Origin of the sequence: Actinoallomurus sp. NPDC050550, assembly GCF_040655075.1 — a bacterium.
Lineage (GTDB): Bacteria > Actinomycetota > Actinomycetes > Streptosporangiales > Streptosporangiaceae > Actinoallomurus.
This window is the reverse complement of the sequence record NZ_JBFAJC010000013.1, coordinates 53,450-77,003: the sequence shown is the minus strand read 5'-3', so window position 1 is coordinate 77,003 and position 23,554 is coordinate 53,450. Positions and strand designations below refer to the sequence as shown.

The 23,554-nt window shown below is 71.3% G+C and carries 26 protein-coding genes; 18 read left to right on the top strand and 8 right to left on the bottom strand.

Features of this window, described 5'->3' with window-relative positions; translation table 11 throughout:
• Positions 1 to 8 precede the first annotated feature (8 nt).
• Together AB0I04_RS19830 and AB0I04_RS19825 are read right to left on the bottom strand one after the other, a co-directional pair.
• On the bottom strand, positions 9 to 1,118 hold the full coding sequence (locus AB0I04_RS19830; protein WP_360886313.1) for a hypothetical protein: 1,110 nt from the start codon (positions 1,116 to 1,118) through the stop codon (positions 9 to 11).
• Entirely contained in the window at positions 1,115 to 1,663 is a 549-nt protein-coding gene (locus AB0I04_RS19825; RefSeq protein ID WP_360886311.1) for a SigE family RNA polymerase sigma factor, read from the bottom strand. Before AB0I04_RS19825 ends, AB0I04_RS19830 begins: the two co-directional genes overlap by 4 nt.
• Positions 1,664 to 1,791: 128 nt before the next feature.
• On the opposite strand from AB0I04_RS19825, the gene AB0I04_RS19820 reads away from it, so the two are divergent.
• From AB0I04_RS19820 to AB0I04_RS19810, 3 genes are all read left to right on the top strand, one after another.
• Positions 1,792 to 2,412, top strand: coding sequence for a SigE family RNA polymerase sigma factor (locus AB0I04_RS19820; RefSeq protein ID WP_360886310.1), 621 nt, complete (start codon positions 1,792 to 1,794; stop codon positions 2,410 to 2,412).
• On the top strand, positions 2,409 to 3,623 hold the full coding sequence (locus AB0I04_RS19815; RefSeq protein WP_360886308.1) for a hypothetical protein: 1,215 nt from the start codon (positions 2,409 to 2,411) through the stop codon (positions 3,621 to 3,623). Before AB0I04_RS19820 ends, AB0I04_RS19815 begins: the two co-directional genes overlap by 4 nt.
• 78 nt (positions 3,624 to 3,701) lie before the next feature.
• Positions 3,702 to 4,118, top strand: a complete 417-nt coding sequence (locus AB0I04_RS19810) for a DUF393 domain-containing protein (protein ID WP_360886306.1) — start codon at positions 3,702 to 3,704, stop codon at positions 4,116 to 4,118.
• 32 nt (positions 4,119 to 4,150) lie between these two features.
• Here the strand turns inward: AB0I04_RS19810 and AB0I04_RS19805 are convergent, their stop codons facing one another.
• The 6 genes from AB0I04_RS19805 to AB0I04_RS19780 form a co-directional block, all read right to left on the bottom strand.
• On the bottom strand, positions 4,151 to 5,068 hold the full coding sequence (locus AB0I04_RS19805; protein WP_360886304.1) for a hypothetical protein: 918 nt from the start codon (positions 5,066 to 5,068) through the stop codon (positions 4,151 to 4,153).
• Complete coding sequence (locus tag AB0I04_RS19800; RefSeq protein ID WP_360886302.1) at positions 5,053 to 5,526, bottom strand: hypothetical protein; 474 nt, start codon at positions 5,524 to 5,526, stop codon at positions 5,053 to 5,055. Before AB0I04_RS19800 ends, AB0I04_RS19805 begins: the two co-directional genes overlap by 16 nt.
• A 3-nt stretch (positions 5,527 to 5,529) precedes the next feature.
• Positions 5,530 to 6,441 carry an HTTM domain-containing protein gene (locus AB0I04_RS19795; protein WP_360886300.1) on the bottom strand — a complete coding sequence of 304 codons (912 nt, stop codon included), beginning with the start codon at positions 6,439 to 6,441 and terminating at the stop codon, positions 5,530 to 5,532.
• On the bottom strand, positions 6,426 to 6,878 hold the full coding sequence (locus AB0I04_RS19790; protein WP_360886298.1) for a hypothetical protein: 453 nt from the start codon (positions 6,876 to 6,878) through the stop codon (positions 6,426 to 6,428). The genes AB0I04_RS19795 and AB0I04_RS19790 overlap by 16 nt, the downstream gene beginning before the upstream one ends.
• A 106-nt stretch (positions 6,879 to 6,984) precedes the next feature.
• A complete protein-coding gene (locus tag AB0I04_RS19785; RefSeq protein ID WP_360886296.1) occupies positions 6,985 to 7,809 on the bottom strand; it encodes a polysaccharide deacetylase family protein in 825 nt (274 codons plus the stop codon).
• Positions 7,810 to 7,934: 125 nt separating this feature from the next.
• Complete coding sequence (locus AB0I04_RS19780; protein ID WP_360886294.1) at positions 7,935 to 10,079, bottom strand: elongation factor G-like protein EF-G2; 2,145 nt, start codon at positions 10,077 to 10,079, stop codon at positions 7,935 to 7,937.
• Between the two features lie 241 nt (positions 10,080 to 10,320).
• On the opposite strand from AB0I04_RS19780, the gene pgsA reads away from it, so the two are divergent.
• The 15 genes from pgsA (at position 10,321) to yajC (ending at position 23,505) form a co-directional block, all read left to right on the top strand.
• Positions 10,321 to 10,935, top strand: a complete 615-nt coding sequence (gene pgsA, locus AB0I04_RS19775; RefSeq protein ID WP_360886556.1) for a phosphatidylinositol phosphate synthase — start codon at positions 10,321 to 10,323, stop codon at positions 10,933 to 10,935.
• Positions 10,932 to 11,819 carry a phosphatidylinositol mannoside acyltransferase gene (locus AB0I04_RS19770; protein ID WP_360886291.1) on the top strand — a complete coding sequence of 296 codons (888 nt, stop codon included), beginning with the start codon at positions 10,932 to 10,934 and terminating at the stop codon, positions 11,817 to 11,819. The genes pgsA and AB0I04_RS19770 overlap by 4 nt, the downstream gene beginning before the upstream one ends.
• Positions 11,820 to 11,866: 47 nt before the next feature.
• A complete protein-coding gene (locus AB0I04_RS19765; RefSeq protein ID WP_360886289.1) occupies positions 11,867 to 12,997 on the top strand; it encodes a glycosyltransferase family 4 protein in 1,131 nt (376 codons plus the stop codon).
• A 2-nt stretch (positions 12,998 to 12,999) separates the two neighbouring features.
• Complete coding sequence (locus tag AB0I04_RS19760; RefSeq protein WP_360886287.1) at positions 13,000 to 13,557, top strand: hypothetical protein; 558 nt, start codon at positions 13,000 to 13,002, stop codon at positions 13,555 to 13,557.
• 55 nt (positions 13,558 to 13,612) lie between these two features.
• Entirely contained in the window at positions 13,613 to 14,650 is a 1,038-nt protein-coding gene (locus tag AB0I04_RS19755; RefSeq protein WP_360886285.1) for a DUF3048 domain-containing protein, read from the top strand.
• 100 nt (positions 14,651 to 14,750) lie between these two features.
• Complete coding sequence (gene pdxS, locus AB0I04_RS19750) at positions 14,751 to 15,668, top strand: pyridoxal 5'-phosphate synthase lyase subunit PdxS (RefSeq protein WP_360886283.1); 918 nt, start codon at positions 14,751 to 14,753, stop codon at positions 15,666 to 15,668.
• A gap of 167 nt (positions 15,669 to 15,835) precedes the next feature.
• Positions 15,836 to 16,480 carry a hypothetical protein gene (locus tag AB0I04_RS19745; RefSeq protein ID WP_360886281.1) on the top strand — a complete coding sequence of 215 codons (645 nt, stop codon included), beginning with the start codon at positions 15,836 to 15,838 and terminating at the stop codon, positions 16,478 to 16,480.
• 129 nt (positions 16,481 to 16,609) lie between these two features.
• Entirely contained in the window at positions 16,610 to 17,788 is a 1,179-nt protein-coding gene (locus AB0I04_RS19740) for a helix-turn-helix domain-containing protein (protein ID WP_360886279.1), read from the top strand.
• A 139-nt stretch (positions 17,789 to 17,927) separates the two neighbouring features.
• Entirely contained in the window at positions 17,928 to 18,533 is a 606-nt protein-coding gene (pdxT, locus tag AB0I04_RS19735; protein ID WP_360886277.1) for a pyridoxal 5'-phosphate synthase glutaminase subunit PdxT, read from the top strand.
• Positions 18,530 to 19,282 carry a YebC/PmpR family DNA-binding transcriptional regulator gene (locus AB0I04_RS19730; protein WP_360886275.1) on the top strand — a complete coding sequence of 251 codons (753 nt, stop codon included), beginning with the start codon at positions 18,530 to 18,532 and terminating at the stop codon, positions 19,280 to 19,282. The genes pdxT and AB0I04_RS19730 overlap by 4 nt, the downstream gene beginning before the upstream one ends.
• Before the next feature lie 56 nt (positions 19,283 to 19,338).
• Complete coding sequence (locus tag AB0I04_RS19725) at positions 19,339 to 20,481, top strand: GNAT family N-acetyltransferase (RefSeq protein ID WP_360886273.1); 1,143 nt, start codon at positions 19,339 to 19,341, stop codon at positions 20,479 to 20,481.
• Between the two features lie 94 nt (positions 20,482 to 20,575).
• Positions 20,576 to 21,100, top strand: coding sequence for a crossover junction endodeoxyribonuclease RuvC (gene ruvC / locus AB0I04_RS19720; protein WP_360886271.1), 525 nt, complete (start codon positions 20,576 to 20,578; stop codon positions 21,098 to 21,100).
• Positions 21,101 to 21,167: 67 nt separating this feature from the next.
• Entirely contained in the window at positions 21,168 to 21,773 is a 606-nt protein-coding gene (gene ruvA / locus AB0I04_RS19715; RefSeq protein ID WP_360886269.1) for a Holliday junction branch migration protein RuvA, read from the top strand.
• Positions 21,774 to 21,789: 16 nt separating this feature from the next.
• On the top strand, positions 21,790 to 22,827 hold the full coding sequence (gene ruvB, locus AB0I04_RS19710; protein WP_360886267.1) for a Holliday junction branch migration DNA helicase RuvB: 1,038 nt from the start codon (positions 21,790 to 21,792) through the stop codon (positions 22,825 to 22,827).
• Positions 22,828 to 22,983: 156 nt separating this feature from the next.
• Positions 22,984 to 23,505 (top strand): preprotein translocase subunit YajC, encoded by a 522-nt coding sequence (gene yajC / locus AB0I04_RS19705; protein WP_360886265.1) that lies wholly within the window; start codon positions 22,984 to 22,986, stop codon positions 23,503 to 23,505.
• The last annotated feature ends 49 nt before the right edge of the window (positions 23,506 to 23,554 follow it).

Genomic DNA, 23,554 nt, shown 5'->3' with positions numbered 1-23,554 from the left:
GTCGGGTGCTACCAGGCGAGATCTCGGTCATCGCTCCAGTCGAAGCTGGTCTTGGGGATCCAGGAGAAGCGACCGTCGTCGAGTCGGCCCGGCCGTCCGTCGATCAGCACGAGGACGTGCCGGCCGGACACGTCGGTCGTGAACCGGAAGACGTCCGTCGGCAGGGCCTGGGTACGGCTGCCGGTGAACTCGCCGGTCTCGACGGAGAGCTTGGCCAGGACGTACTCGGCGTGGTCGTCCGGCCCGTGCTTGACGCCCTGGACGGCCGCCGTCATCGTCCTGCCGTCCGGATCGATGACGAACGCGTTGATCTGGCCGTCCTTGAACTTGCCGTGGTCGATGTCCGGGCTGCGCACCTGCCGCTCCTTCCAAACGTCGCCGCCCCCTGACCCGGTATCGAGCAGAGTGATCTTCGGCCGAATGCGAGGTGGACTCCCGAGGTAGCCGAGCGTGCGATCGTCCGGCGCCCACGTCGGATTCTCGACTCCCCCCGAACCCCTGTTCCAGGTTTTCTTCGTGCCCGCGTTCAGGTCGATGACGGTGAGCGTGGCCACGCTGCCGGTGTAGGTGTTGCACTCTTGCGCTACGGCCAGCCGCGTTCCGTGCGGGCTCACGGCGAGTTCGCGGACTCCCCGGTACGGTCCTCCGGGGACCAGGACTGGTGACGTCGTCGTCCCGTTCGCCCGCACGGAGACGCGGTAGACCTGCCCGGCGCAGCCCTCCTCCTCCGTCGTGTCGGCGCCGAGGAAGAAGCTCTCCTCGTCCCGACCGGCGGCGACCGCCACGTACTTCTTCCCGTCGACCGTGGGGATGTCCGCGGTCTTCCGGCCGGTCGCGGCGTCGACGATCTCGGCGCGTCCGCCTTCCCGCACGGCGACGAGGTACTTGGGTCCTTGGGCGATCAATGCCGGGTCCGGGCGAGAAGAGTCCGTTCCCCCGGTGAGGGCGACCACACCGACGCTGATGAGGATGAGGGCGGCGGCCACGGCCAGCGGGGCCGCCCAGGTCCGCCTCCGGCGCCGGGCCGGGGGAGCGGTGAGCGCGCGGAGGGCCTCGGGCCGGACGGTGCTCGTCGCGGCCTCGTACGCGTCGACGAGTCGGTTCTCGATCTCCGTCATGGGGTGCCTCCGAGTTTCCCGGCGAGCGCGGTGAGCGCCCGCGAGGTGGTCGACTTGACGGTGCCGCGGCTGACGCCCATCACCTCGGCGGTCTCGGCCTCGCTCAGGTCGAGGAAGTAGCGCAGCGCGAGGGCCTCCCGCTGGCGGCGCGGCAGTGTGCGCAGCGCGGCGAACACCTCACGCCGGTCCTCGCTGAGCAGTACGGCGGCCTCCGCGGACCAGACCGCGGGTTCCGGCTCGGGGCGGAACCGGCTCGCCAGTTTCCGCCGCCGGAGCACCATCCGGCAGCCGTTCAGCACGGACGCGCGGACATAGGGCAGGAGACGGACGTCCGCGCCGAGCCGGGGCAACCGGCGGTGCAGGGCCGCGAAGGCGTCCTGGACGACGTCCTCGGCCGTGGGCTGGTCGCCGACCATGAGCAGGGCGAGACGCACCAACCCCGCGTGGTGTTCCCGGAAGAGCGTGGTGAGGTCCGCCGGCGGATGGGCGGGGTCCGGAGGGTCGGCCGACCGGCCGGTCAGGACGCTCACGATGTTGGTTTCCACGTTCTTTGAATGCGCGAGCGGCCGATCGGTTGCCTCGTCGGCCCGTCCGATGGTCCCTGAGGCCCCCGGTACCGGATAAGTTCTCGGGTGGTGGGCAACCAAAACGGCGCCCATGACATGTAAAAGATATGGGATCAAAGATCGCGGAGGAGTGCGGCGTCTCGCCGGCCTGGTACGCGCCGCCCGGCGGTTCCGGCGGCATGGCGGAGGACGTCGTGCCGGCCACTGACTCAGGGGGCACCGTGGAGGCCGCGGACCACGGCTCGGCCGTGATCTTGACCACGATCTTCCGCGAGCATCACCTCGAGCTCATCCGGATGGCGTTGTTCATCGTCGGTGACCAGCCCACCGCCGAGGACGTCGTCCAGGATGCCTTCGCGGCGGTGCACCGCCGGTTCGACCGGCTCCACGATCCCCGCAACGCGCTGCCGTACATCCGCGCCGCGGTGATCAATGGTTGCCGGGGCGTGCTGCGCAGGCGCGCGATCGCGCGGCGCTTCGGCGGCGCGTACGAGCCGCCCATCTGGTCCGCGGAATCGGCGGCGCTCCTCGGCGAGGACCGCCGTGAGGTCTTTCTCGCCCTTCGGTCGCTGCCGCGACGACAGCGCGAGGCTCTGGTGCTGCGCTACTACCTCGACCTGTCCGAGGCCGAGATCGCCGAGGCGATGGGCGTCAGCCGCGGCACCGTCAAGTCGACCACCTCCCGGGCGCTCGCGGCGCTCGCCGGCAGACTGGGTGAGGACTCATGACCGGGACCGAACGGCGTCTCCGGGACGCGTTCGCCCAAGGGGCCCGCACGGTACGGCCCGAGTCGGTGCGCCCGCTGACCCTTCCTGCGCGCGGCAGGCGAGTGCGCTGGCTGCTGCCGATGATCGCCGCGGCCGCGGTGGCCGTCTCGGTCACCCTGACGGCGTTGGTCGGCGGGCCCCCGCCTTCGGGGCCGCCGACCAGGGGGGGAGCCCCGGCGTTCGTCGTGGCGACGACGGGATTCGGAACGTCTTCGGCGGGCGAGTCCCGGGTGGAGGTCCGCGACCCGAAGACCGGCCGGGTGTACGACACGAGAGCCGCGTCACACGGTCTGGCCTTCCAGTACGTCGCCGCCGCCGCGGACGGGATGTTCTTCGTCATGGCGGCGCCGGCCCACCGGACGGCCTGCGACACCCTTCGGATCTACCGCATGAAGGTGTCCGGCAAGGGGAGGATCACGGCCTTCTCCGCGCTCGGCGCGCGCATCCATGGTGCGACGGCGGGCAAAGAGGGGGCGCCCGGGGGGCTGGCGGCCGCACCGGACGGCACCAAGGTCGCGTACGCGCTGCGCCGCTGCGGTGGTCCCGTGGACCGGACATACTACAAGCTCGGCGTGGTCGACACGGTGACGGGCGCGCAGCGCGAGTGGACGGACCCGCGGGAGAGCATCGTCTCCAGCCTCTCGTGGACGTCCGACGCCCGCCAGGTCGCCTTCCTGCTCCGCGAGCCGGTCCACACACCGGCGGACGGTCCGGCCCTGCCGTCGAAGAACGGCGTCGTCCGGCTCCTGAACATCGGATCGAAGCGGCCCACGGACCTGAGCGCCGGCAAGGTCCTGCTGCGCCAGTCTCGGGAGCTCACGAACCTCTGGGCGGCCGTGATCAACGGAGACGGGACACGAGTGGCCGTGGTGGCGGAGTACTCCCGGGTGGGCGGTGCGCTGGCGGTCTGTCAGGTCTCCCTCGCCGACGGGCGCGTGCTGCGGATGCTGCACCGGGAGGGGTCCGACAGCGAGGCGATCTCCGCCGTGCCCGGCCTGGGCCCCGGCGTCGCCCTGCGAAGCGACGACTCAGGGCGTCACCTGCTCTACCACGACGCGAGCCTCGCCGACGCGTCACCTGACCTGGGCGGATACGGGCGTATCGACGACGGGCGCTTCCACGCGATCCCCGTTCCCCGCAGGGGCGAGGACACCTACGACCTCGCCTGGTGACGGTTCGCACGTGATCTTCGCCGCATACGGGAAGCGCGCGGGCGCGGGCGTGGTTGTGCCATGCGGGAGGATGGGATCATGAAGCGACCGACTCTGGTGTACGACGGGGACTGCGGGATCTGCACGAAGGCCGTACGGCTCATAGGGGACAAGGCCGAGGGCCGGCCGTGGGTCCCCACGGACGCCGAGGTGGTCGAGTTCCAGTTCGCGGACCTGGCGGCGCTCGGCACCACCGCCGAACGCGCGGAATACGAACTGCTGTGGGTCGAGGACGGGCGGGTCTACGGCGGGGCGCAGGCGGTGGCCAAGCTGCTGATCGACGCCGGCGGGTTCTGGCGGCCGCTGGGCCTCATCACGAGGGTCCCGCCGTTCCGGTGGATCGCGCACGGGATGTACCGCCTCATCGCCAACAACCGGCACCGGCTGCCCGGCGGCACCCCGGCCTGCGCGTTGCCCGCGGCCGAGCGGCCCGGCGCGCAGGCCGCGTCCGGCTGATCCCGGCCGCGGAGCACCCCCCGTGCGCGGGCCTAGCCGGATGAGACGGCGGCGGCGTCGGGCGACGGCGTCCGCCCGTCGGGCTCCGCGTCGTGTCCACCGCCGCGCACCAGTCGCTCGGTGGGCAGGAAGCAGAAGATCAGGCAGAGTACGTGCGGCCAGAACATGATCGTGATGGTGGCGAGCACCGACAGGTGGAACAGCACGAAGCCCACGACCATCGGGTACTGATACCGGGGCCTGACGAAGAGGATCACCGGTGAGGCGAACTCGAACGCCATGATGCCCCACTGCGCCCAGTGCAGCAGCTCGGCGTGGTGCAGGAGCGGATCGGCGATGAACGTCCCGCGCCGCAGCACGGCGCGGACGAGCGTCGCGCTGTTCACCCACCCCCAGCCGCCGAACCGTACCTTGGCCCACGCGGCGAGGAAGTAGGTGACCACCACCCCGATCTGCACGCAGCGCATCGCCCAGCCTGCCGCCTCCGACGGCGTGCGGTCCCGGAACGCGGCCTTGCCGACCGTGGGCAGCACCGCGAGCGCGACCAGATAGGCGAACCGGTCGTGGTCCACCTTCCCGAAGGAGAAGGCGATGATGATCCACTCGAAGTACAGCAGCGCCACGGTCGTGCCGAGCAGCCGGGGCAGCCGGCCGGTCGCCGCCGCCACCGACAGGATCAGCAGCGCCCACCGGAGCACCTCGATGAGCGCCGCCGTCGGGTGCGGCAGGTGCAGCAGCCTGCCCACGATCAGCGGCTGGTACAGCGACGTGGCCGAGGCGTGCGCGCTGCTGACCGGGCGCAGAACGAGCACGTCGAGCGGGATGAACAGGTAGGCCGCCGTGCGGAAGACCGCGATACGGGCCTTCGGGACGGGACTGAACCACCAGCGCAGGAAGGCGTTCGCCGCCACCTTGCCGGCGCCCTGCCGGACGGTCATGAGCGGGTCCATTCGGCGATCGTGACCTCCCGCTTGCCGACGTACAGGCGGTGCCGGAGCATGTAGTACTGCTGGATCAGCCGGACGCCGGTCCAGCGCGGTTCGCGGGGCCGCAGGCGGTCGTGCGCATCGAGCAACTGCTTCAGCAGCTCCGGATGGGCCTGGAACCTCGGCGCCTGCCCCTCGGCCTCGGCGCGGGTGATGCCGACGACCGGGGCGTCCAGCGTCGCCGGTTTCCACGTGCCGTCCGGCAGCCGGGCGGCGAGTGCGAGGACGTGGACGTCGCCGTTGATGGGGGTGCTCGTCGAGTACATCCGGAACGGCCCGAAGGGGAAGGCGTCATCGTCGCCGAACGCGGTGCCGGTCAGCAGCAGCGTCACGGCGGCCGCGGTGACCAGGAGGCGGGCGGCGCGTGAGCCGGGGCGCAGGCGTTCGTGCCATGCGACCGGCGGGTCCGGGGGTGTGTTCATGGGTCAGGTCGCCGAATCGGTTGAGGGGGCGGCCGGTGCGGCCGGCTCAGCGGACACCTTACGGCTCCGCGCCGATTCGATCAGTCGTTCCCACGGCGTGAACGCCGCCACGAGGCAGATCACCTGGGGCATGAAGTGGATCGACATCAGGATCTCGGTCGTCAGGTGGAACCCCAGGAAGAACACGATCCCGGCCAGTTGCAGCCGGCCTCGCGTGAACAGCAGCAGCGGCGAGGCGGTCTCGGCGACCAGCGTCACCCACTGGCTCGCGTGCAGCAGCCACCGCTGGTCGGCGATGTCCCGGCCGATCAGCGTGCCGCGCCGGACCAGCGCCCATTCGAGGGTCTCGCCGTTGGCCCAGCCCCAGCCGCCCCATCGCATCTTGGCCCACGCGGACAGGAAGTACGCCGAGACGACCGCGATCCGGATCGACTGGATCGTCCATCCGGCGGCCTCGGACCCGTCGGGGTCGCGGAACCGCGCCCGGCCGGCCGTGGGCAGGACGATGAGTGCCACCACCAGAGCGAGATGATCGTGGTCGACCTTGCCGTAGGACATGCTGATCAGCACCCAGGGCAGGTAGCCCACGGCGACGACGCCCCCGGCGAGCCGCCGAAGGCGGCCGGTGGCCGCGATCAGGCTGCCGACGATGAGGACGACACGCAGCGTCTCCATGGCCCACGGCACCGGCGCCGGAATGTGCAGCAGCCTGGCCATGAGGACCGGCCGGTAGAGGTCCGCGGGCAGGTACGCGTGGACGACGGCGCTGTTGGTGAGGAACAGCACGTCGATCGGCACGAACAGGTAGACGATCGCCCGCATCACGGCGATGCGAGCCGTCGGCATGGGGGCGTACCACCAGCGTCCCCACGGGGTGGCCGCCGTCCCGGCGATCTCGCTCACCGGACGTTCCACGTGACGACCGTCTGTACGGTGTCGCCCGCCGGCCGGCCGTGGTCCAATTTGGTCACCTTCATGATCACGTAGAGCCTCGAGAACGCCGGTTGCCCCGGATGCAGCCGCCGCTGGGCGTCCGCGATGCCCTGAAGCAGCGACGGGTCGCGGACGAACCGGCCCATCTGCCCTTCGACCTCCGCGCGCTTGAGACCGGCGCCGAGTGCGGACATCGACAGCTTGATGTGCGCACCGGTCGTCGTGTCGGCCTCCAGCCAGTGCGAGCGGATCTCACCCGCAGGCGGGACGGAGAAGGCGAACTGCACCATGGGCCCGACCGGGAAGTCGTCGTCGTTCCCGTACGCGCTGGCGATCAGCAGCAGCGCGATGACACCCGCCGCGCTGAGGGACCGCCAGAACCGGCCGGGCCGGGAAAGCCGGGTCGCCTGGGCGGACATGGTGCGCCCTCCTGGCCCAGGTGACGTGTTCGTTCTGATCGTCGCCATTTTCCTGTTGTGTTATGGGTTCGCCGGCGGGGCCGCCGCGGGCCGCCCTACCCGTTCGTCAGGTCCCTCGCGATGCCGGCGCGGCCTTGGCGGCGATGAGATCCGAGACCGTGACGAACTCGAAGCCCTTGGTCTTCAGGCGCTTGATCATCTCCGGGAGCGCACGGGCGAGGGTCAACCGCGATCGGCCGCCTCCGGCGTCATGGCCGAGGACGATCGAGCCGGGCAGCGCGGAATCCACGACGAAGTCGATGAGGCCTTTCGGGTCGTGCGGATGGGAGCGGTCGGTGATCAGCAGGGACCACAGCGCCACGTCGTACCCCAGCCGCCCGGCCACCTGGAGGGTGGTGCCCCCCAACTGGCCCCACGGCGGTCGCAGAAGGCGGGGTTCCTTGCCGGTCACGCGCACGATCATTTCATGGGCGCGTTTGACCGACCGATAGGCCGTGTTGAGGCTCAGCGGGGACAGGTTGGTGTGCGCCCACGTGTGGTTGCCGACCTCGTGCCGGTCCATCCGCCCGTGCAGGAGACGGGCGTGCTGCTCGACGCGCTTGCCCACCAGGAAGAACGTCGCGGGGATCTTCGCCTCGTCGAGGGCGTCGTGCACGAGCGGGGTGTAGTTCGGCAGCGGCCCGTCGTCGAACGTCAGCGCGACGACCTTCTGCTGCGTGTTGACCGCCCAGAAGACGTCCACGTGGCCCGCCGGAGGCCGCCAGTGGGCCCCGGGCGGAGTGCCCGGCGCCGACGCCGGAATGCGCGTGGACGCGTCCGCGTCGTCGATGGCCGCGCCCATGGCGACGCCGGCCACGGCACTCGCCCCGCCGACCGTCAGCGCGCGTAGAAGCGCCCGTCTTCCCTTACCATCCGCCCCCGGTTCATCCATAAGGAGATCATCCCAAACAGCGGGTTAACGAAGCGTCATCCCGCGGGATGATCGCCTCTCCGCCTGCGGTCCGAGCAGGCCGTGTCACCCGGACGCCCGGCGTCCGGATGACACGGCGCGGACCGCTACTCCTTCGTCTCGGCTACGACCTTCTCGGCCAGGTGCGACGGCAGCGGCTCGTAGCGCAGGAACGAGCGGCTGAACGTCCCGGTGCCGTGCGACATCGACCGCAGGTCGATCGCGTACCGCGTGATCTCCAGCTGCGGGACCTCCGCCTTGATCAGCGAGCGGCCGCCCGCGACGGTCTCGGTGCCCAGGACCCGCCCGCGCCGCGACGACAGGTCCGACATCACGGCGCCGACGTAGTCGTCGGCCACGAGCACCGACACCTCGTCGACGGGTTCGAGCAGCAGGACCTGCGTCTTGGCCGCGGCGTCCTTGAGCGCCAGCTGCCCGGCCGTCTGGAAGGCCATGTCGGAGGAGTCCACCGAGTGCGCCTTGCCGTCACGGAGGGTGACCCGGATGTCGACGAGCGGGTAGCCGGCCAGGACCCCCCGCTCCATCTGCTGCCGCAGGCCCTTCTCCACCGACGGGATGAACTGCCGGGGGACCACGCCACCGACGATCTTGTCGACGAACTCGAAGCCCCCGCCCGACGGCAGCGGCTCGACGTCGACGTGGCAGATGCCGTACTGCCCGTGCCCGCCGCTCTGCTTGACGTGCCGGCCGAGGCCCGGCGCGGGACCGCCGAACGTCTCGCGCAGCGGGACCCGCAGCGGCACGGTCTCCACCTCGACGCCGTACCGGCTGTGCAGCCGGTCCAGCAGCACGTCGGCGTGGGCCTCGCCCATGTTCCACAGCACCAGCTGGCGGGTCTCGGAGTTGTTCTCCAGCCGCAGCGTCGGGTCCTCGGCCACGAGCCGGGCCAGCGCCTGGGACAGCTTGTCCTCGTCGGCCTTCGACTTGGCGCGGATCGCCGCCGGCAGCAGCGGATCCGGCATCGACCAGGGCGCCATCAGCAGCGGGGCCTCCTTCGCGGAGATCGTGTCACCGGTCTCGGCGTGGGTCAGCTTGGCGACCGCGCAGATGTCCCCGGCGATGCAGGACGACATCGTGCGCTGGGCCTTGCCCAGCGGAGCGGTGATCGCGCCGACCCGCTCGTCGACGTCGTGGTCCTCGTGGCCGCGATCCTCCAGGCCGTGCCCGGAGACGTGCACGGTGTCGTCCGGCTGGAGCGTGCCGCTGAACACCCGGACGAGTGAGATCCGGCCGACGTACGGATCGGACGTGGTCTTGACGACCTCGGCCACCAGCGGCCCGCCCGGGTCGCAGGCCAGGTCGCCCGCCGGGGAGCCGTCGACCTTCGTGACCGCCGGGATGCCGTGCTCGAGCGGCGACGGGAACGCCTGGGTCATCACCTCCAGCAGCTCCCGCATGCCGATCACCGGCCCGGGATGGTCCCCGTGCGGGACCGACGTGGCCAGGACCGGGTAGAAGCTGCCGCGCGCCACCGCCTTCTCCAGGTCCTCGATCAGGACCTTCACGTCGATCTGCTCGCCGGAGAGGTAGCGCTCCATGAGCGTCTCGTCCTCGCTCTCCTGGATGATCCCCTCGATGAGGGCGCCGCGCTGTTCCGCGAGGCGGTCCAGGAACTCCCGGTCCGGGTCGCGCTCGACCCGCTCGCCGGAGGAGTAGTCGAAGCACTTGCGCGTGAGCAGGCCGATCAGGCCGGACTCGCATGGGAAGTAGCAGGGCAGGACGGCCTCGCCGAAGGCGTCCTGGCAGGCGGTGAGCACCTCGTCGAAGTCGCCGCGCTGCTGGTCGATCTTGGTGATGACGACGGCGCGCGGCATGCCGACCAGCGCGCACTCCTCCCAGAGCATCCGGGTGAGGCCGTCGACGCCGTCCACGGCCGAGACGACGAACAGGGCCGCGTCGGCGGCCCGCAGGCCCGCCCGCAGGTCGCCGACGAAGTCGGCGTAACCCGGGGTGTCGAGCAGGTTGACCTTGATCCCGGCGTGGAGGAACGAGGCGAGCGAGAGGTTCACCGAGCGCTGCTGGCGAATCTCCACCTCGTCGTGGTCACTGACCGTCGAGCCGTCCTCGACGCGACCGGGGCGCTGAATCGTACCGGTCGCAGCGAGCAGCGCCTCGACGAGCGTCGTCTTGCCCGCTCCGGAGTGGCCGACCAGCGCGATGTTGCGAACGCTCTGGGGCTGGTCGACCGCCGGTGCCCTGCCGGCGGCTTGGGGAGCTGACTTGTCCGCCACGTGCCCACCTCCAAAGGACAATGGGTGTGACGGGTGCCACACCCGTGGTCACCACCATTACCAACACGGCCTCATATCACAAGGGGTGACCGGCAACGGGTTGAGGCCTGTCTGATATCAGCCGTTCCCACCTGCGCCGACGTCACGCACTACGATTGGCCCGCCTGGGGGATGGCGCGGCTTCGCACGCTTAGGGCCACGGGGCGATGAAATCGCGGCCAAACATGATCAGAGGATGGCAATGCTCAACCAGTTGCGGCCGGCGCTCTCGCGTGTGATCACGCCGGTGGGCCGGGCGCTGGCCCGTACGGGTCTCACCCCGAACACGATCACCATCATCGGCACGCTCGGGGTCGTCGGCGGGGCGCTCGGTTTCTACCCGCGCGGCGAGTTCTTCTGGGGAACGGTCGTGATCACGATCTTCGTGTTCTTCGACATGTTCGACGGCGCCGTGGCCCGGGTCACTGGGAAGACGAGCCGGTTCGGGGCCTTCCTCGACTCCAACATGGACCGGCTGTCCGACGCGGCGATCTTCTCGGGGCTGATCCTCCGGTTCGCGCGGCAGGACCACCAGGACCTGCTGATCGTCGGCCTCGCCCTGTTCTGCCTGGTGTCCGGCGCGCTCGTGTCGTACGCGCGGGCGCGCGCCGAGGGGATCGGCGTCGGCGCCACCGTCGGCATCGCCGAGCGCGGCGAGCGGCTGATCGTCAGCCTGGTCGCGATCGGCCTCGACGGGCTCGGCGTCCCGTACGTCCTGGTGATCGGACTGTGGCTGCTGGCGCTGGCCAGCGCGATCACGGTCGTCCAGCGCTTCGTCGCGGTGCGCAAGCAACTCGAGGTCAGCGAGCAGCCGTGAGGGACGAGGCGGCGGACGCCGCGTACGCGCTGGGCTGGGCGGCCGTCCGGCGCATGCCCGAGGCGGTCGCGCACGAGATCTTCATGCTGATCGCCGAGCGCACGTGGCGCAAGCACGGCCGCGGCGTACGGCAGTTGGAGAAGAACCTCCGCCGCGTCGTCGGCCCGGAGGTCTCCGAGCAGGCCCTGCGCGACCTGAGCCGCCAGGGCATGCGCTCGTACATGCGCTACTGGCTGGAGGCGTTCCGGCTGCCCGCGATGAGTCGCGAGCGCATCGACTCGGGCATGCGCATCACCGGGATCGAGGACCTGCGGGCCGATCTCGACGAGGGGCGCGGCGTCGTCGTGGCGCTCCCGCACATGGGCAACTACGACCACGCGGGCGCCTGGATCGCGCTGTCCGGGGTGCCGTTCACGACGGTGATGGAGCGACTGCGGCCCGAGTCGCTGTACGACCGGTTCGTCGCCTACCGGGCGGGCCTCGGGATGGAGGTGCTGCCCGCCACCGGCGGCGACGGTGACGTCTTCCGCACCCTCGCCGCTCGGCTCCGCGACGCCCGGCTGGTCTGCCTGGTCGCCGACCGCGACCTCACCGCGAGCGGCGTCGAGGTCGAGTTCTTCGGCCGTACCGCGAAGATGCCCGCCGGGCCCGCCGCGCTGGCGATCGAGACGGGCGCCGCGCTCCGGCCGGTCACCCTGTGGTACGAAGGACGCGAGTGGGGTGTTCGCGTCCACGAGGAGATCCGCGTGCCCGACGAGGGGGAGCGGCTGGACAAGGTCCAGGCGATGACGCAGTCCCTCGCGCACGTGTTCGCCGACGGTATCGCCGCCCACCCCGAGGACTGGCACATGCTCCAGCGCGTCTGGGTCGAGGACCTCGGGTGACCTGAGGTGAGCACGACGGCCGAGGCGGCGGAAAGGACGGGCGATCGGTGAAGGTCGGCATCGTCTGCCCGTACACCTGGGACGTTCCCGGCGGCGTGCAGCAGCACGTCCGTGACCTCGCCGAGGCGCTGTTCGCCCTCGGCCATGAGGTGTCGGTGATCGCGCCCGCCGACGACGACACCCCGCTGCCCTGGTACGTCGTCCCCGCCGGGCGCGCCGTCCCGGTGCCCTTCAACGGCTCGGTGGCGCGGCTGGCCTTCGGGTTCCTGTCCGCGAGCCGCGTACGCCGCTGGATCCGGGAGGGCGGGTTCGACGTGCTCCACGTCCACGAGCCGGCCGCGCCGTCGCTCGGGCTGCTGGCCTGCTGGGCCGCTGACGGGCCCATCGTCGGCACCTTCCACGCGTCGTTCGAGCGGTCCCGGGCGCTGTCGGCGGCCGGCCCGATCCTGCAGAGCGCCATGGAGAAGATCACCGCGCGGATCGCGGTGTCGGAGAAGGCGCGCAAGACACTCGTCGAGTACCTCGGCGGCGACGCCGTGCTCATCCCGAACGGCGTGACCACCGAGCGCTACGCCATGGCCGAGCCGCTGCCCGGCTGGCCCGGAGACGACGGCGCGCTCGGCTTCCTCGGCCGCATGGACGAGCAGCGCAAGGGTCTGCCGATCCTGCTGTCCGCCTTCGAGATCCTGGGGCGGCGGCGTCCTCGCCTGCGGCTGCTGCTCGCCGGTCCCGGCGACACCGAGGAGATCCTGGCCCGGGTGTCGCCGGAGCTGCGCGACCGGGTCGTCCTCCTCGGCATGGTCAGCGAGGCCGAGAAGGTACGGGCGTTGCACTCCGTGGACGTGTTCGTCGCGCCGAACACCGGCGGGGAGAGCTTCGGGATCGTGCTCGCCGAGGCGATGTCGGCCGGCGCGCCGATCCTCGCCAGCGACATCGAGGCCTTCCGGCGCGTGCTGCTCGACGGCCGGGCCGGGGCGCTGTTCCCCGTCGGCGACGCCGAGGCGCTGGCCGCCGCGGCGGGCGAGCTGCTGGACGACGCGCCCCGCCGCAAGCAGCTCTCCGCGGAGGCCAAGGCCGCCGTGCGCGCCTACGACTGGTCGACGGTCGCCCGCGACGTCGTGCGCGTGTACGAGACCGTGGCCGGGGACGCCACCGTCGTCGAGACGTCCGTGATCTGACGATGTACCAGACGCTGCTGAACATCGCGCTCGTCTCCGCGCTCGTCGTCCTGCTCGGCGTGTACGTCTCGTGGCGTGCCACCCGCATCGACCGGCTGCACGTTCGCCTGGAGACCGCACGGGCCGGGCTCGACGTCGCGCTGGTCCGGCGCGCCGCGGTCGCCCTCGAGCTCGCCGCGTCCCGCCTGCTCGACCCGGCGACCAGCCTGCTGCTGGCCGCCGCCGCCCACGAGGCCCGCATCGCCGACGCCGACAACCGGGAGTTCGCCGAGAGCGACCTGTCCCGCGCCCTGCGGGCCGTCGTCGGGCAGCCGGGCTTCCGCGACACCCTCGTCGGCCGCGGGGACGGCGCGGCGCTGCTGGAGGAGCTCGACGCCGCCGTACGGAAGGTGGCGTACGCGCGCAGCTTCTACAACAACGCGGTGACCGCGACCCGCGCCGCTCGGCGCAAGCTCCTGCCCCGCGCGTTGCACCTGGCGGGCCGGGCACCGCTCCCGGAGTTCTTCGAGATCGACGACGCCCCGCCCGAGACGTCCGCCGACACCGTCCGGTCCGGCTGACCCGCTACGCTCGCCAGTTAGGAACACCTTCCGATTTGGTGGGAGAGGACGCCTTATGTCCGATCTCCAGTTGCATAGCAGGCCGTACGCCGCCGTTCTGAGCGCCGCCGCGCTCGGCGCCCTCGCGCTTTCGGCGTGCTCGGGTGAGAAGAACGACGCCGCGGCCCCGCCGAGGACCGCGGACACTCCGGTGGCGTCGGCGACGTCCTCCCCGAGCCCGACGACGGGCCACCCCTTCACCGGGCGCCCCGGGGCCCAGAACGGGCCGGTCCTGGCCGTGAAGATCGACAACACGCGGTCGGCGAAGCCGCAGCGCGGCCTGCGGTCGGCCGACATCGTCTACGTCGAGCAGGTCGAAGGCGGCCTGTCCCGCGTCATGGCGGTCTTCTCCTCGACCCTCCCGCCGCTGGTCGGGCCGGTCCGCAGCGCCCGGATCTCCGACCTGCACATCCTGCCGCAGTTCGGCCGTCCCGCCTTCGCGTACTCCGGCGTCCAGGGCAAGATGAAGCCCTACCTCGCCCGGGCGCCTCTGATCGACGTCTCCCCGGACACCACGGGCGGCGCCTACACCCGGCGCGGGCCCAACCCGGCGCCGTACAACCTGTACGCGGCGCCGAAGCAGCTGCTCGCCAAGGCGACGTCGGCCACCAGGGCCCGCGACATCGGCTTCCGCTTCGGCCCCGCCCCGTCCGGCGGCACCCCGACGACGTCCTTCACCGCGCGCTTTCCCTCGACGTCGTTCGTCTTCCGCTGGTCGGCGAAGGAACGGCGCTGGCTCGCGTCTCAGGACGGCCGCCCGGACCGCGCGGCCGAGGGCGGGCAGTTGGGCGGTCAGACGATCGTCGTCCAGCGGGCCCGCACCACGAGGTCGCCGTTCCACGACTTCCTCGGCAACTACACCCCGCTGATCCAGACGGTCGGCACCGGTACCGCGACGGTGCTGCGCGACGGGAAGGCGTACGACGCCCGCTGGTCCCGCCCCTCCGAGACCAAGGGCACCACCTTCACCACCCCGTCGGGGCAGCCGATGACGTTCGCGCCCGGCCAGGTGTGGATCGTCATCGTCAACGCGGGCCGTCCCATGGTCCCGTGAGCGGACCCGCTGAAGGAGCGGACAGGAGGGGCCAAACCCGTCCTACCTCGAACTACCATGGAGAGCGACAAGCGTGATCGATTCTCCGAAGAGGTAGCCCGTGTCCACTGCCACTCCCGCCCAGCCGACCGTCACCCCGGAGACCGGCACCGCCCGCGTCAAGCGAGGAATGGCGGAGATGCTCAAGGGCGGCGTGATCATGGATGTCGTCACTCCGGAACAGGCCAAGATCGCCGAAGACGCCGGCGCGGTCGCGGTCATGGCCCTGGAGCGCGTGCCCGCCGACATCCGGGCCGAGGGCGGCGTCTCGCGGATGAGCGACCCGGACATGATCGAGGGCATCATCGGCGCGGTGTCGATCCCCGTCATGGCCAAGGCGCGCATCGGGCACTTCGTCGAGGCCCAGGTCCTGCAGGCGCTCGGCGTCGACTACATCGACGAGTCCGAGGTCCTGACCCCGGCCGACTATGAGAACCACATCGACAAGTGGGCGTTCACCGTCCCGTTCGTCTGCGGCGCCACCAACCTCGGCGAGGCGCTCCGCCGCATCACCGAGGGCGCGGCCATGATCCGCTCCAAGGGCGAGGCGGGCACCGGTGACGTCTCCAACGCCACGACGCACATGCGCCGGCTGCGTCAGGACATCCGGCGGCTCGGCTCTCTGCCCGAGGACGAGCTCTTCGTCGCGGCCAAGGAGCTGCAGGCGCCGTACGAACTGGTCAAGGAGGTCGCCACGGCCGGCAAGCTGCCCGTCGTGCTGTTCACCGCGGGCGGCATCGCCACCCCGGCGGACGCCGCGATGATGATGCAGCTCGGCGCCGAGGGCGTGTTCGTCGGCTCGGGCATCTTCAAGTCCGGTGACCCGGCCAAGCGCGCTGAGGCGATCGTCAAGGCCACCACCTTCTACGACGACCCCGATGTCATCGCCAAGGTCTCCCGGGGACTCGGTGAGGCGATGGTGGGCATCAACGTCTCGACGCTGTCGGAGTCGGACCGTCTTGCCGGGCGCGGCTGGTAGGGATCCAGGAGCACGCCGCGCCGCCCGTCCGCCGGGCGGCCGGCGGAGGATCCGGGTCGCCTCGGGCCTCCCCAGCCCGGCGTGGGCGGGCTACCCTGTCGGGGGCCCGGCGGCGTGGCGCTACCGCGGGCGGACCGGTGCAGTGGCCGCAGGAGGGGACGAAGCCCATGGCGTGGTCTATCGCGCTGGCGTGCGCCAGCGTTGACGATCCGGTCAACGCCTTTCGGCAGGGCTTGATCCCGGATCCGGACGCCGCCGCCGACCTGGCGCGGCGTCTCTACCCGGACTCGGCCGTCGTCGAGAGCGGCGACACGGTCCTGGACTTCGCGCTCTGGCCCTACGAGGACGAGCTGTTCGTCGGAGCGTACGGCGACGCGCTGATCGTCTGCGACCGCCGGCTGTACGACGTCGACGACGCCGCCCGCACCCTCGCCGACCAGATCGCGGCGGCGCTGCCCGGCGCCCACTGCGGCGTGCTGGTCCTGCACAGCGTGGTGTCCGGATGCTGGTTCCGGTGGTACGAACGCAACCAGCCCAAGCGGGACGTCTTCGTCACCGCCGAGGACGGCGTCGTCGTCGACCTCGGCGAGCGGCTTCCGGCGGAGCAGCCCTTCTGGAAGGCGATCGACGAGGGCGCGTCCGACGTGCCGCTGCCGTTCGACTACGAGGAGTACGGCCTGGCGCTGGCCCGTGAGCAGCTGTTCGGCCGGGGCCTCAGCGAGCGCGGCCGGGACGGGTTCCTGCCTCTCGAGCTGTCGCTCCGGCGGTTCAAGATCCGTTCACTGACCCGGATGGGCGGAAATCCGCACTGACCGGCGCGCAGCCCCCCGGACCGTGTCCATCGAGCACGCCATACCGGGTTTAAGGATGTTCGGCGCGGAAATTCGGTCTTAGGCTGAAATCGGCTTCGTAGGCGCCGCGGCACCAGGGGGTGCGGAACAGTGACCGAGCCTGACAACATTGGCGACCGGCTCAGGTCGCTTCGCGATGAGCGTTCCATGACCCGCCATGAGCTGGCCGATGACTCTGGAGTGGACGTCGACCTGATCGAGAAGCTCGAGCACGGCCGGCGCCAGACCGCGCGCCTCACCTCGCTCACGAGGTTGGCCGGCGCGCTGGGCGTCCGCGTCTCGCGGTTGATCGGCGGCCGGCCCGACGACCAGACTGCTCGCGACGATGTCCGCGACGCTGTCATGTCGGCCGGCTCGATGCCCGGCGTGGACGCCGATGACGCCGGCGAGACACCCGATCTCGCCGAGCTGGACGCTGCCGTCGACGCCGCCTGGCGCGACTACCGGTCCGGCGATATGTCGCATCTCGCCGGGAACCTCCCAGGTCTGATCGGCGAGGCCCGCCTCGCGGCCGGCGAGATCGGGGTCATGGCCGCCGGGCCCCTCGCCGAAGCCCATCAGCTCGCCGCCCGCCTGTTCGTGCACTACGGCAGGTACAACCTCGCGGAGATCGCCGCCGAACGCGCGATCCAAGCGGCGGAGGGCGGCGGCGACGAGCTGGAGTGGGAGATGCTGCACGCCACCTACTCGTGGACCCTGCTCCGCGAGGGTCACGTCCGCGCGTCGGAGGACCACGCGGTGTGGATCGCCGAGCGGACCGAACCGTCGATGGGCGAGGCCACCCTGCGCGACCTGACGGTGTGGGGCGACCTGATGATGGCCGCCATGGCGGCGGCCTGCGCGGCGGACCGCTGCGCTCCCGCGACCGAGTACCTCGGACTCGCCGGATCGGCCGCGCGCCGGTTCGAGCACGACCAGGTCGATCACCACGTGGGGTTCGGCCCGTCCCGGGTCGCGACCGAGGCGACGCGCGCGTACGCGGCGCTGCACGAGCCGGATCTGGCGCTGCGGTCGGCCGGTGAGGTGCATGCCGACGAGCTGTCGCGGACGGCGTACGGCCGCCACCTGATCGACGTGGCACGGGCGCAGGCGGAGATCCGGGACCTGCGGGCCGCGGAGGAGACCCTCCGCGCGGCCGAGAGCCTGTGCGCGCGGTCGTTCCGGCCCGGTGGGCCCGCGTGTTCCGTCGTCACCGACGTGGTGATCGACGTCGGGAACCTGACACCAGAGCTACGGCACATGGCGCGTGCCGTCGCGGTCGAGGCGTAGAAACGGCGGGCTCAGGAGCCGCGCTCCGGCCGGGGCCGGGAGCGGGATGTACGTGCGGGGGAAGATCACTGCCTGCTGCCGGTGTTATGACAGGCACTAGGCTCATTGTCCGTACATCTCATTTCTGAAGGGCTGATTCGTGGCTGCTGTCCCGACGATCGGCGTGCTCGCACTGCAGGGAGACGTCCGTGAGCACCGGCGCGCGCTGGAGTCCTGCGGAGCGTCGACGGAGGCCGTGCGGCGCCCGGAGGAGCTCGAGCGGGTCGACGCGCTCGTGATCCCCGGCGGGGAGTCCACCACGATGTGGCGGCTCGCGCGCTCGTTCGAGCTGCTGGAGCCGCTGCGCAAGCGGATCGAACAGGGCATGCCGGCCTACGGCTCGTGCGCCGGCATGATCATGCTGGCCGACCGGATCGCCGACGGTGCCAAGGGGCAGGAGACGATCGGCGGCATCGACATGCTCGTCCGCCGCAACGCGTTCGGCCGTCAGGTCGACTCCTTTGAGGGCGACGTCCACGTCGCCGGTCTCGACACGCCGTTCCACGCCGTGTTCATCCGGGCGCCGTGGGTCGAATCGGTCGGCGGCGACGCCGAGGTCCTCGGGCGTGCCGAGTCCGGCGACGCCGCCGGTAGGATCGTGGCGGTCCGGCAGGGTCACTTGCTCGCGACGTCATTCCATCCGGAGCTCACCGGCGACGCGCGGATCCACCGGCTCTTCCTCGACATGGTGAAGGGAACGCAATGAGCGGCCACTCCAAGTGGGCGACGACGAAGCATAAGAAGGCTGCCCTCGACGCCAAGCGGGGCAAGCTCTTCGCCAAGCTCATCAAGAACATCGAGGTGGCCGCCCGGACCGGCGGAGGCGACCCGGACGGCAACCCGACGCTCTACGACGCGATCCAGAAGGCCCGGAAGAACTCCGTGCCGATCGACAACATCGAGCGGGCCCGCAAGCGTGGCGCGGGGGAGGAGGCCGGCGGCGCCGACTGGCAGACGATCATGTACGAGGGCTATGCCCCCGGCGGCGTGGCCGTCCTGATCGAGTGCCTCACCGACAACCGCAACCGCGCCGCCTCGGACGTGCGGACCGCCCTGACCCGCAACGGCGGCTCGCTCGCCGACCCGGGCTCGGTGTCCTACCTCTTCAACCGCAAGGGCGTCATCATCGTCCCCAAGGAGGGCACCTCCGAGGACGACGTCATGCTGGCCGTCCTCGACGCGGGCGCCGAGGAGGTCAACGATCTCGGCGAGTCGTTCGAGGTGATCAGCGAGGCCGGTGACCTCGTCGGGGTCCGCAAGGCCCTGCAGGACGCCGGCGTCGACTACGAGTCCGCGGAGGCCAACTTCCTGCCCAGCGTCAGCGTCCCCGTCGACGAGGACGCCGCCAAGAAGGTCTTCCGCCTCCTCGAGGCGCTGGAGGACAGCGACGACGTCCAGAACGTCTTCGCCAACTTCGACGTCTCCGACGAGATCATGGAGAAGATCGAGGCCTGATCCCGCGCGACGGGGGGAAGCGACCGGCGACAGCGCGGGTGCCGTAGCGTACCCACGTGGACATCCGCGCACTCGCACCCGAGGACCTGGGTGCCGACTACGACCTGATGGTGCGTGCCTTCGGGCCGCGTGACCAGGCCGAGTTCCTCCGTCGCTCGCGCCCCGCCGTGCGGCAGGGCCGTGTCCTCGGGATCTACGACGGCGACCGGCTCGTCGCCTCGGCCCGCTACCACCTGTTCGACCAGTGGTGGCACGGCCGCGCGGTTCCGATGGGCGGCGTCGCGGGCGTGGCCGTGGCGCCTGAGGAACGCGGCCGCGGCGTCGGGCGCCGCCTCGCGTATGCCCTCCTGGACTTCATGGACGGCCTGCCGATCTCGGCGCTGTACCCGGCCACCGCGCCGGTGTACCGCTCCGTCGGGTACGAGCACGCGGGCGCGCAGCACTTCGTCACCGTCCCGGCCGAGGCGCTGCGCACGCTCGACGCCGGTCCGGTGAAGGTACGGCGTGTCGGACCCGACGATGCCGCCGACGTCGCCGCGATGCTGCGCCGGCTGCACGCCGATGCGCGCGACCGCGGGCCCATCGACCGGGGCGAGGACTTCTTCCATGATCTCCTCGACCGGGACGACATCTTCGGCTACCTGGCCGAGGACGGCCTCCTCATCTACGGCTGGAGCGCGGACGGCCAGGAGCTCAGCGTGCAGCGCTGCGCGGCCGGGTCCCCCGAGACCGCCCGGGCCCTGTGGGCGCTGGTCGGATCCGGCTCGTCGATCGCCCGGTCGGTCCGCGCCTGCGTCGCCCCGGACGACCCCATGTTCTGGCTCCTGCGCGACCGCTCGACGGAGGACGTCCACCGCGTCTCGTGGATGCTGCGGGTGCTCGACGCGCCGGCGGCCGTCGCCGCCCGCGGCTTCCCCGCCGGCCTGTCGGCGGAGGTTCCCTTGACGATCACAGACGAGGCGCGGCCGGGCAATACCGGGGCCTGGCGGCTGAGCGTCGACGGCGGTCGCGGGACCCTCACGCGTACGGACGGCGCACCGGACGCCCTCAGGCTGTCCGCCCGGTCGCTGGCGGCCCTCTACGCGGGCGTTCCACTGACCCGGCTGCGCCGCTCCGGCCTGGCCGAGGGCGACGCGTCCACCGACGCGATCCTCGACGCGGCTTTCGGCGGGGCGCCGTACATGCTCGACTACTTCTGATTACCGTGCGACACGCCGGGGCCTGAGCGGCCCGAAGTCGTACGCGGCGAGTAGCCTCGCTGCGAACTGATGTTCGGAACGGAGAGGAGTCGCCGTGCGGGTACTCGGCGTCGACCCCGGCCTGACCCGGTGCGGGGTGGGCGTGGTGGACGGCGCGCCGGGCACGCAGCTGCGGCTCGTGACCGTCGACGTCATCCGCACCAGCCCCGACGACGACATCGGGACCCGGCTGATCGGCCTCGAGCGCGGCCTGGAGAAGCTACTGGACGCCTACCGGCCTGACGCGGTGGCCGTCGAGCGCGTGTTCAGCCAGCACAACGTCTCCACCGTCATGGGGACGGCGCAGGCCGGGGCCATCGCCATCGCCTGCGGCGCACGGCGCGGACTGCCGGTAGCGCTGCACACCCCGAGCGAGGCCAAGGCCGCCGTCACCGGCAACGGCCGTGCCGACAAGGCCCAGGTGACCAGCATGGTGACCCGGCTGCTGCGGCTGGACACGCCGCCCAAGCCCGCCGACGCGGCCGACGCGCTGGCGCTCGCGATCTGCCACGTCTGGCGTGGCGGCGCGCAGGCGCGCATCCAGGCGGCCAGGATGAGACAGTACGGAGTCGACAGGTGAGCGGCGGCCGCCGCCGCCCGCAGATGCCATCGGCCGGCGGCTCCACGGTGCGCGGAGGGACAGGGCAGTGATCGCATTCGTCAGCGGGAAGGTCGCCGGTGCGGGGCCGGACGGCGCCGTCATCGACGTCGGCGGCGTCGGCCTGTCGGTGCAGTGCACCCCGGCCACGCTCGCAGGCCTGCGGGTGGGCGACCAGGCCCACGTCCCCACCTCGCTCATCGTCCGCGAGGACTCGCTCACGCTGTACGGCTTCGCCGACGACGACGAACGCGCGATCTTCGAGCTGCTGCAGACCGCCAGCGGCGTCGGACCCCGGCTGGCGCTGGCCATGCTCGCCGTCCACCCACCGAACGCCCTGCGCCGCGCCGTCGCCACCGAGGACGTGAACGCGCTGACCAAGGTGCCGGGCATCGGTAAGAAAGGCGCCCAGCGCATCGTGCTGGAGCTCAAGGACCGCCTCGGCACGCCGATCGACGACGACACGGATGTGCCCGTGTTCGCGACCCGCGTACTGCCCTGGCGCGACCAGGTCCACGCGGGGCTCACCAACCTCGGCTGGACGGGCAAGGACGCCGACGCCGCCGTCGACGCGGTGGCCGCCGACATCGACGGGCAGGACATCCCCGACATCGCCACCCTGCTCAGGATGGCCATGCGGAGGCTGAGCCGATGAGCCTCAGGGGGGTCGCGTGAGCGACGAGCGCTTCGTCTCGCCGGTCGCCGACGGCGAGGAGAAGGTCATCGAGGCGGCGCTGCGGCCCAAGCGCCTGGACGAGTTCATCGGCCAGGCACGGGTCCGCGAGCAGCTCTCCCTCGTCCTGCACAGCGCCCTGCGGCGCGGCCGCCCGCCGGATCACCTGCTGATGTCCGGGCCGCCCGGCCTCGGCAAGACCACCCTCGCCATGATCATCTCGAGCGAGCTCGGCATGCCGCTGCGGATCTCCTCCGGCCCGGCGATCGAGCGCGCCGGCGACCTCGCGGCCGTGCTGTCCACCCTCTCCGAGGGCGAGGTGCTGTTCCTCGACGAGATCCACCGGATGGCCCGCCCCGCCGAGGAGATGCTGTACGTCGCGATGGAGGACTTCCGGGTCGACGTCGTCGTCGGCAAGGGGCCGGGCGCGACCGCGATCCCGCTCGACATCGCGCCGTTCACCCTCGTGGGCGCGACGACCCGGGCCGGGCTGCTGCCCGCGCCGCTGCGCGACCGGTTCGGCTTCGTCGCCCACATGGACTTCTACGAGCCGGCCGACCTGGAGCGGATCATCCACCGGTCGGCCCGGCTGCTCGACGTGCGGATGGACGAACACGGCGCGGCCGAGATCGCCCGGCGGGCCCGGGGCACGCCCCGGATCGCCAACCGGCTGCTTCGTCGCGTCCGTGACTACGCCGAGGTGCGCGCCGACGGTGTGATCACCGAGGAGATAGCACGGCAGGCGCTCACGTTGTACGAGGTGGACGCCGACGGGCTGGACCGGCTCGACCGGTCGGTGCTGGACGCGCTGCTGACGAAGTTCGGCGGCGGCCCCGTCGGCCTGTCGACCCTCGCCGTGGCGGTCGGCGAAGAGCCGGAGACGGTCGAGGTCGTCGCCGAGCCCTTCCTCGTACGGAAAGGCCTCATCGCCCGGACCCCGCGGGGGCGGATCGCGACACCGGCCGCCTGGCGGTACCTCGGACTCGCCCCGCCGCCCACGGCGGCAGGTACGCTTTTCGAAGTGGAGGAGGAGTGACGGGAACTTCTCGGCGCACGGGTTCGTCACGTCGTTGCCGGAGTTTCAGGTACTCCTTTACACTCCGGAGCTTGGTCGCCGTCAGTAGATGACGCGCCTTCGCGGCGCGAAATGGTCGGCGGCGAGCTCAACACATCACATCGGAAGGACGCCCCGGTGCAGGGCAACACAACACTCACAGCGCTCACTCATGTCACCGCGGCGAAGAGCGGCAGCAATCCATTGGTGTCGCTGCTACCGCTGATCCTCATCGTCGTGGTCTTCTATTTCCTGCTGATCCGCCCGCAGCGCAAGCGGCAGCAGCAGCAGGCCCAGCTGCAGAACCAGATCGAGCCGGGCCAGCGGGTCATGACGACCGCGGGCATGATCGCGACGGTCGTCGCCGTGGAGGACGACGCGATCGTCCTGGAGATCGCCCCGGGCGTCGAGGCCCGCTTCGTCAAGCAGGCCGTCGGCCAGGTGATCGACGACCCCTCCGATGAGGAAGAGGAGGAGGAGACCGACGAGGTCGAGGAGACCGAGGCGGCCGCCGAGGAGCCGAAGGACGGCGCCGAGGCGGAGGTCGCGCAGGACGACATCGAGCCGAAGACCGAGGCGAAGACCGTCGTCGACGACACCAAGCCCGCAGAAACGGTGAAGGACGGCGAGCAGAAGGCCGACAAGAAGCCGTCGGCTTGACCTACACCTGACCCGCAGAAAAAGGACGAAAGACGACCGTGGCTCCGCC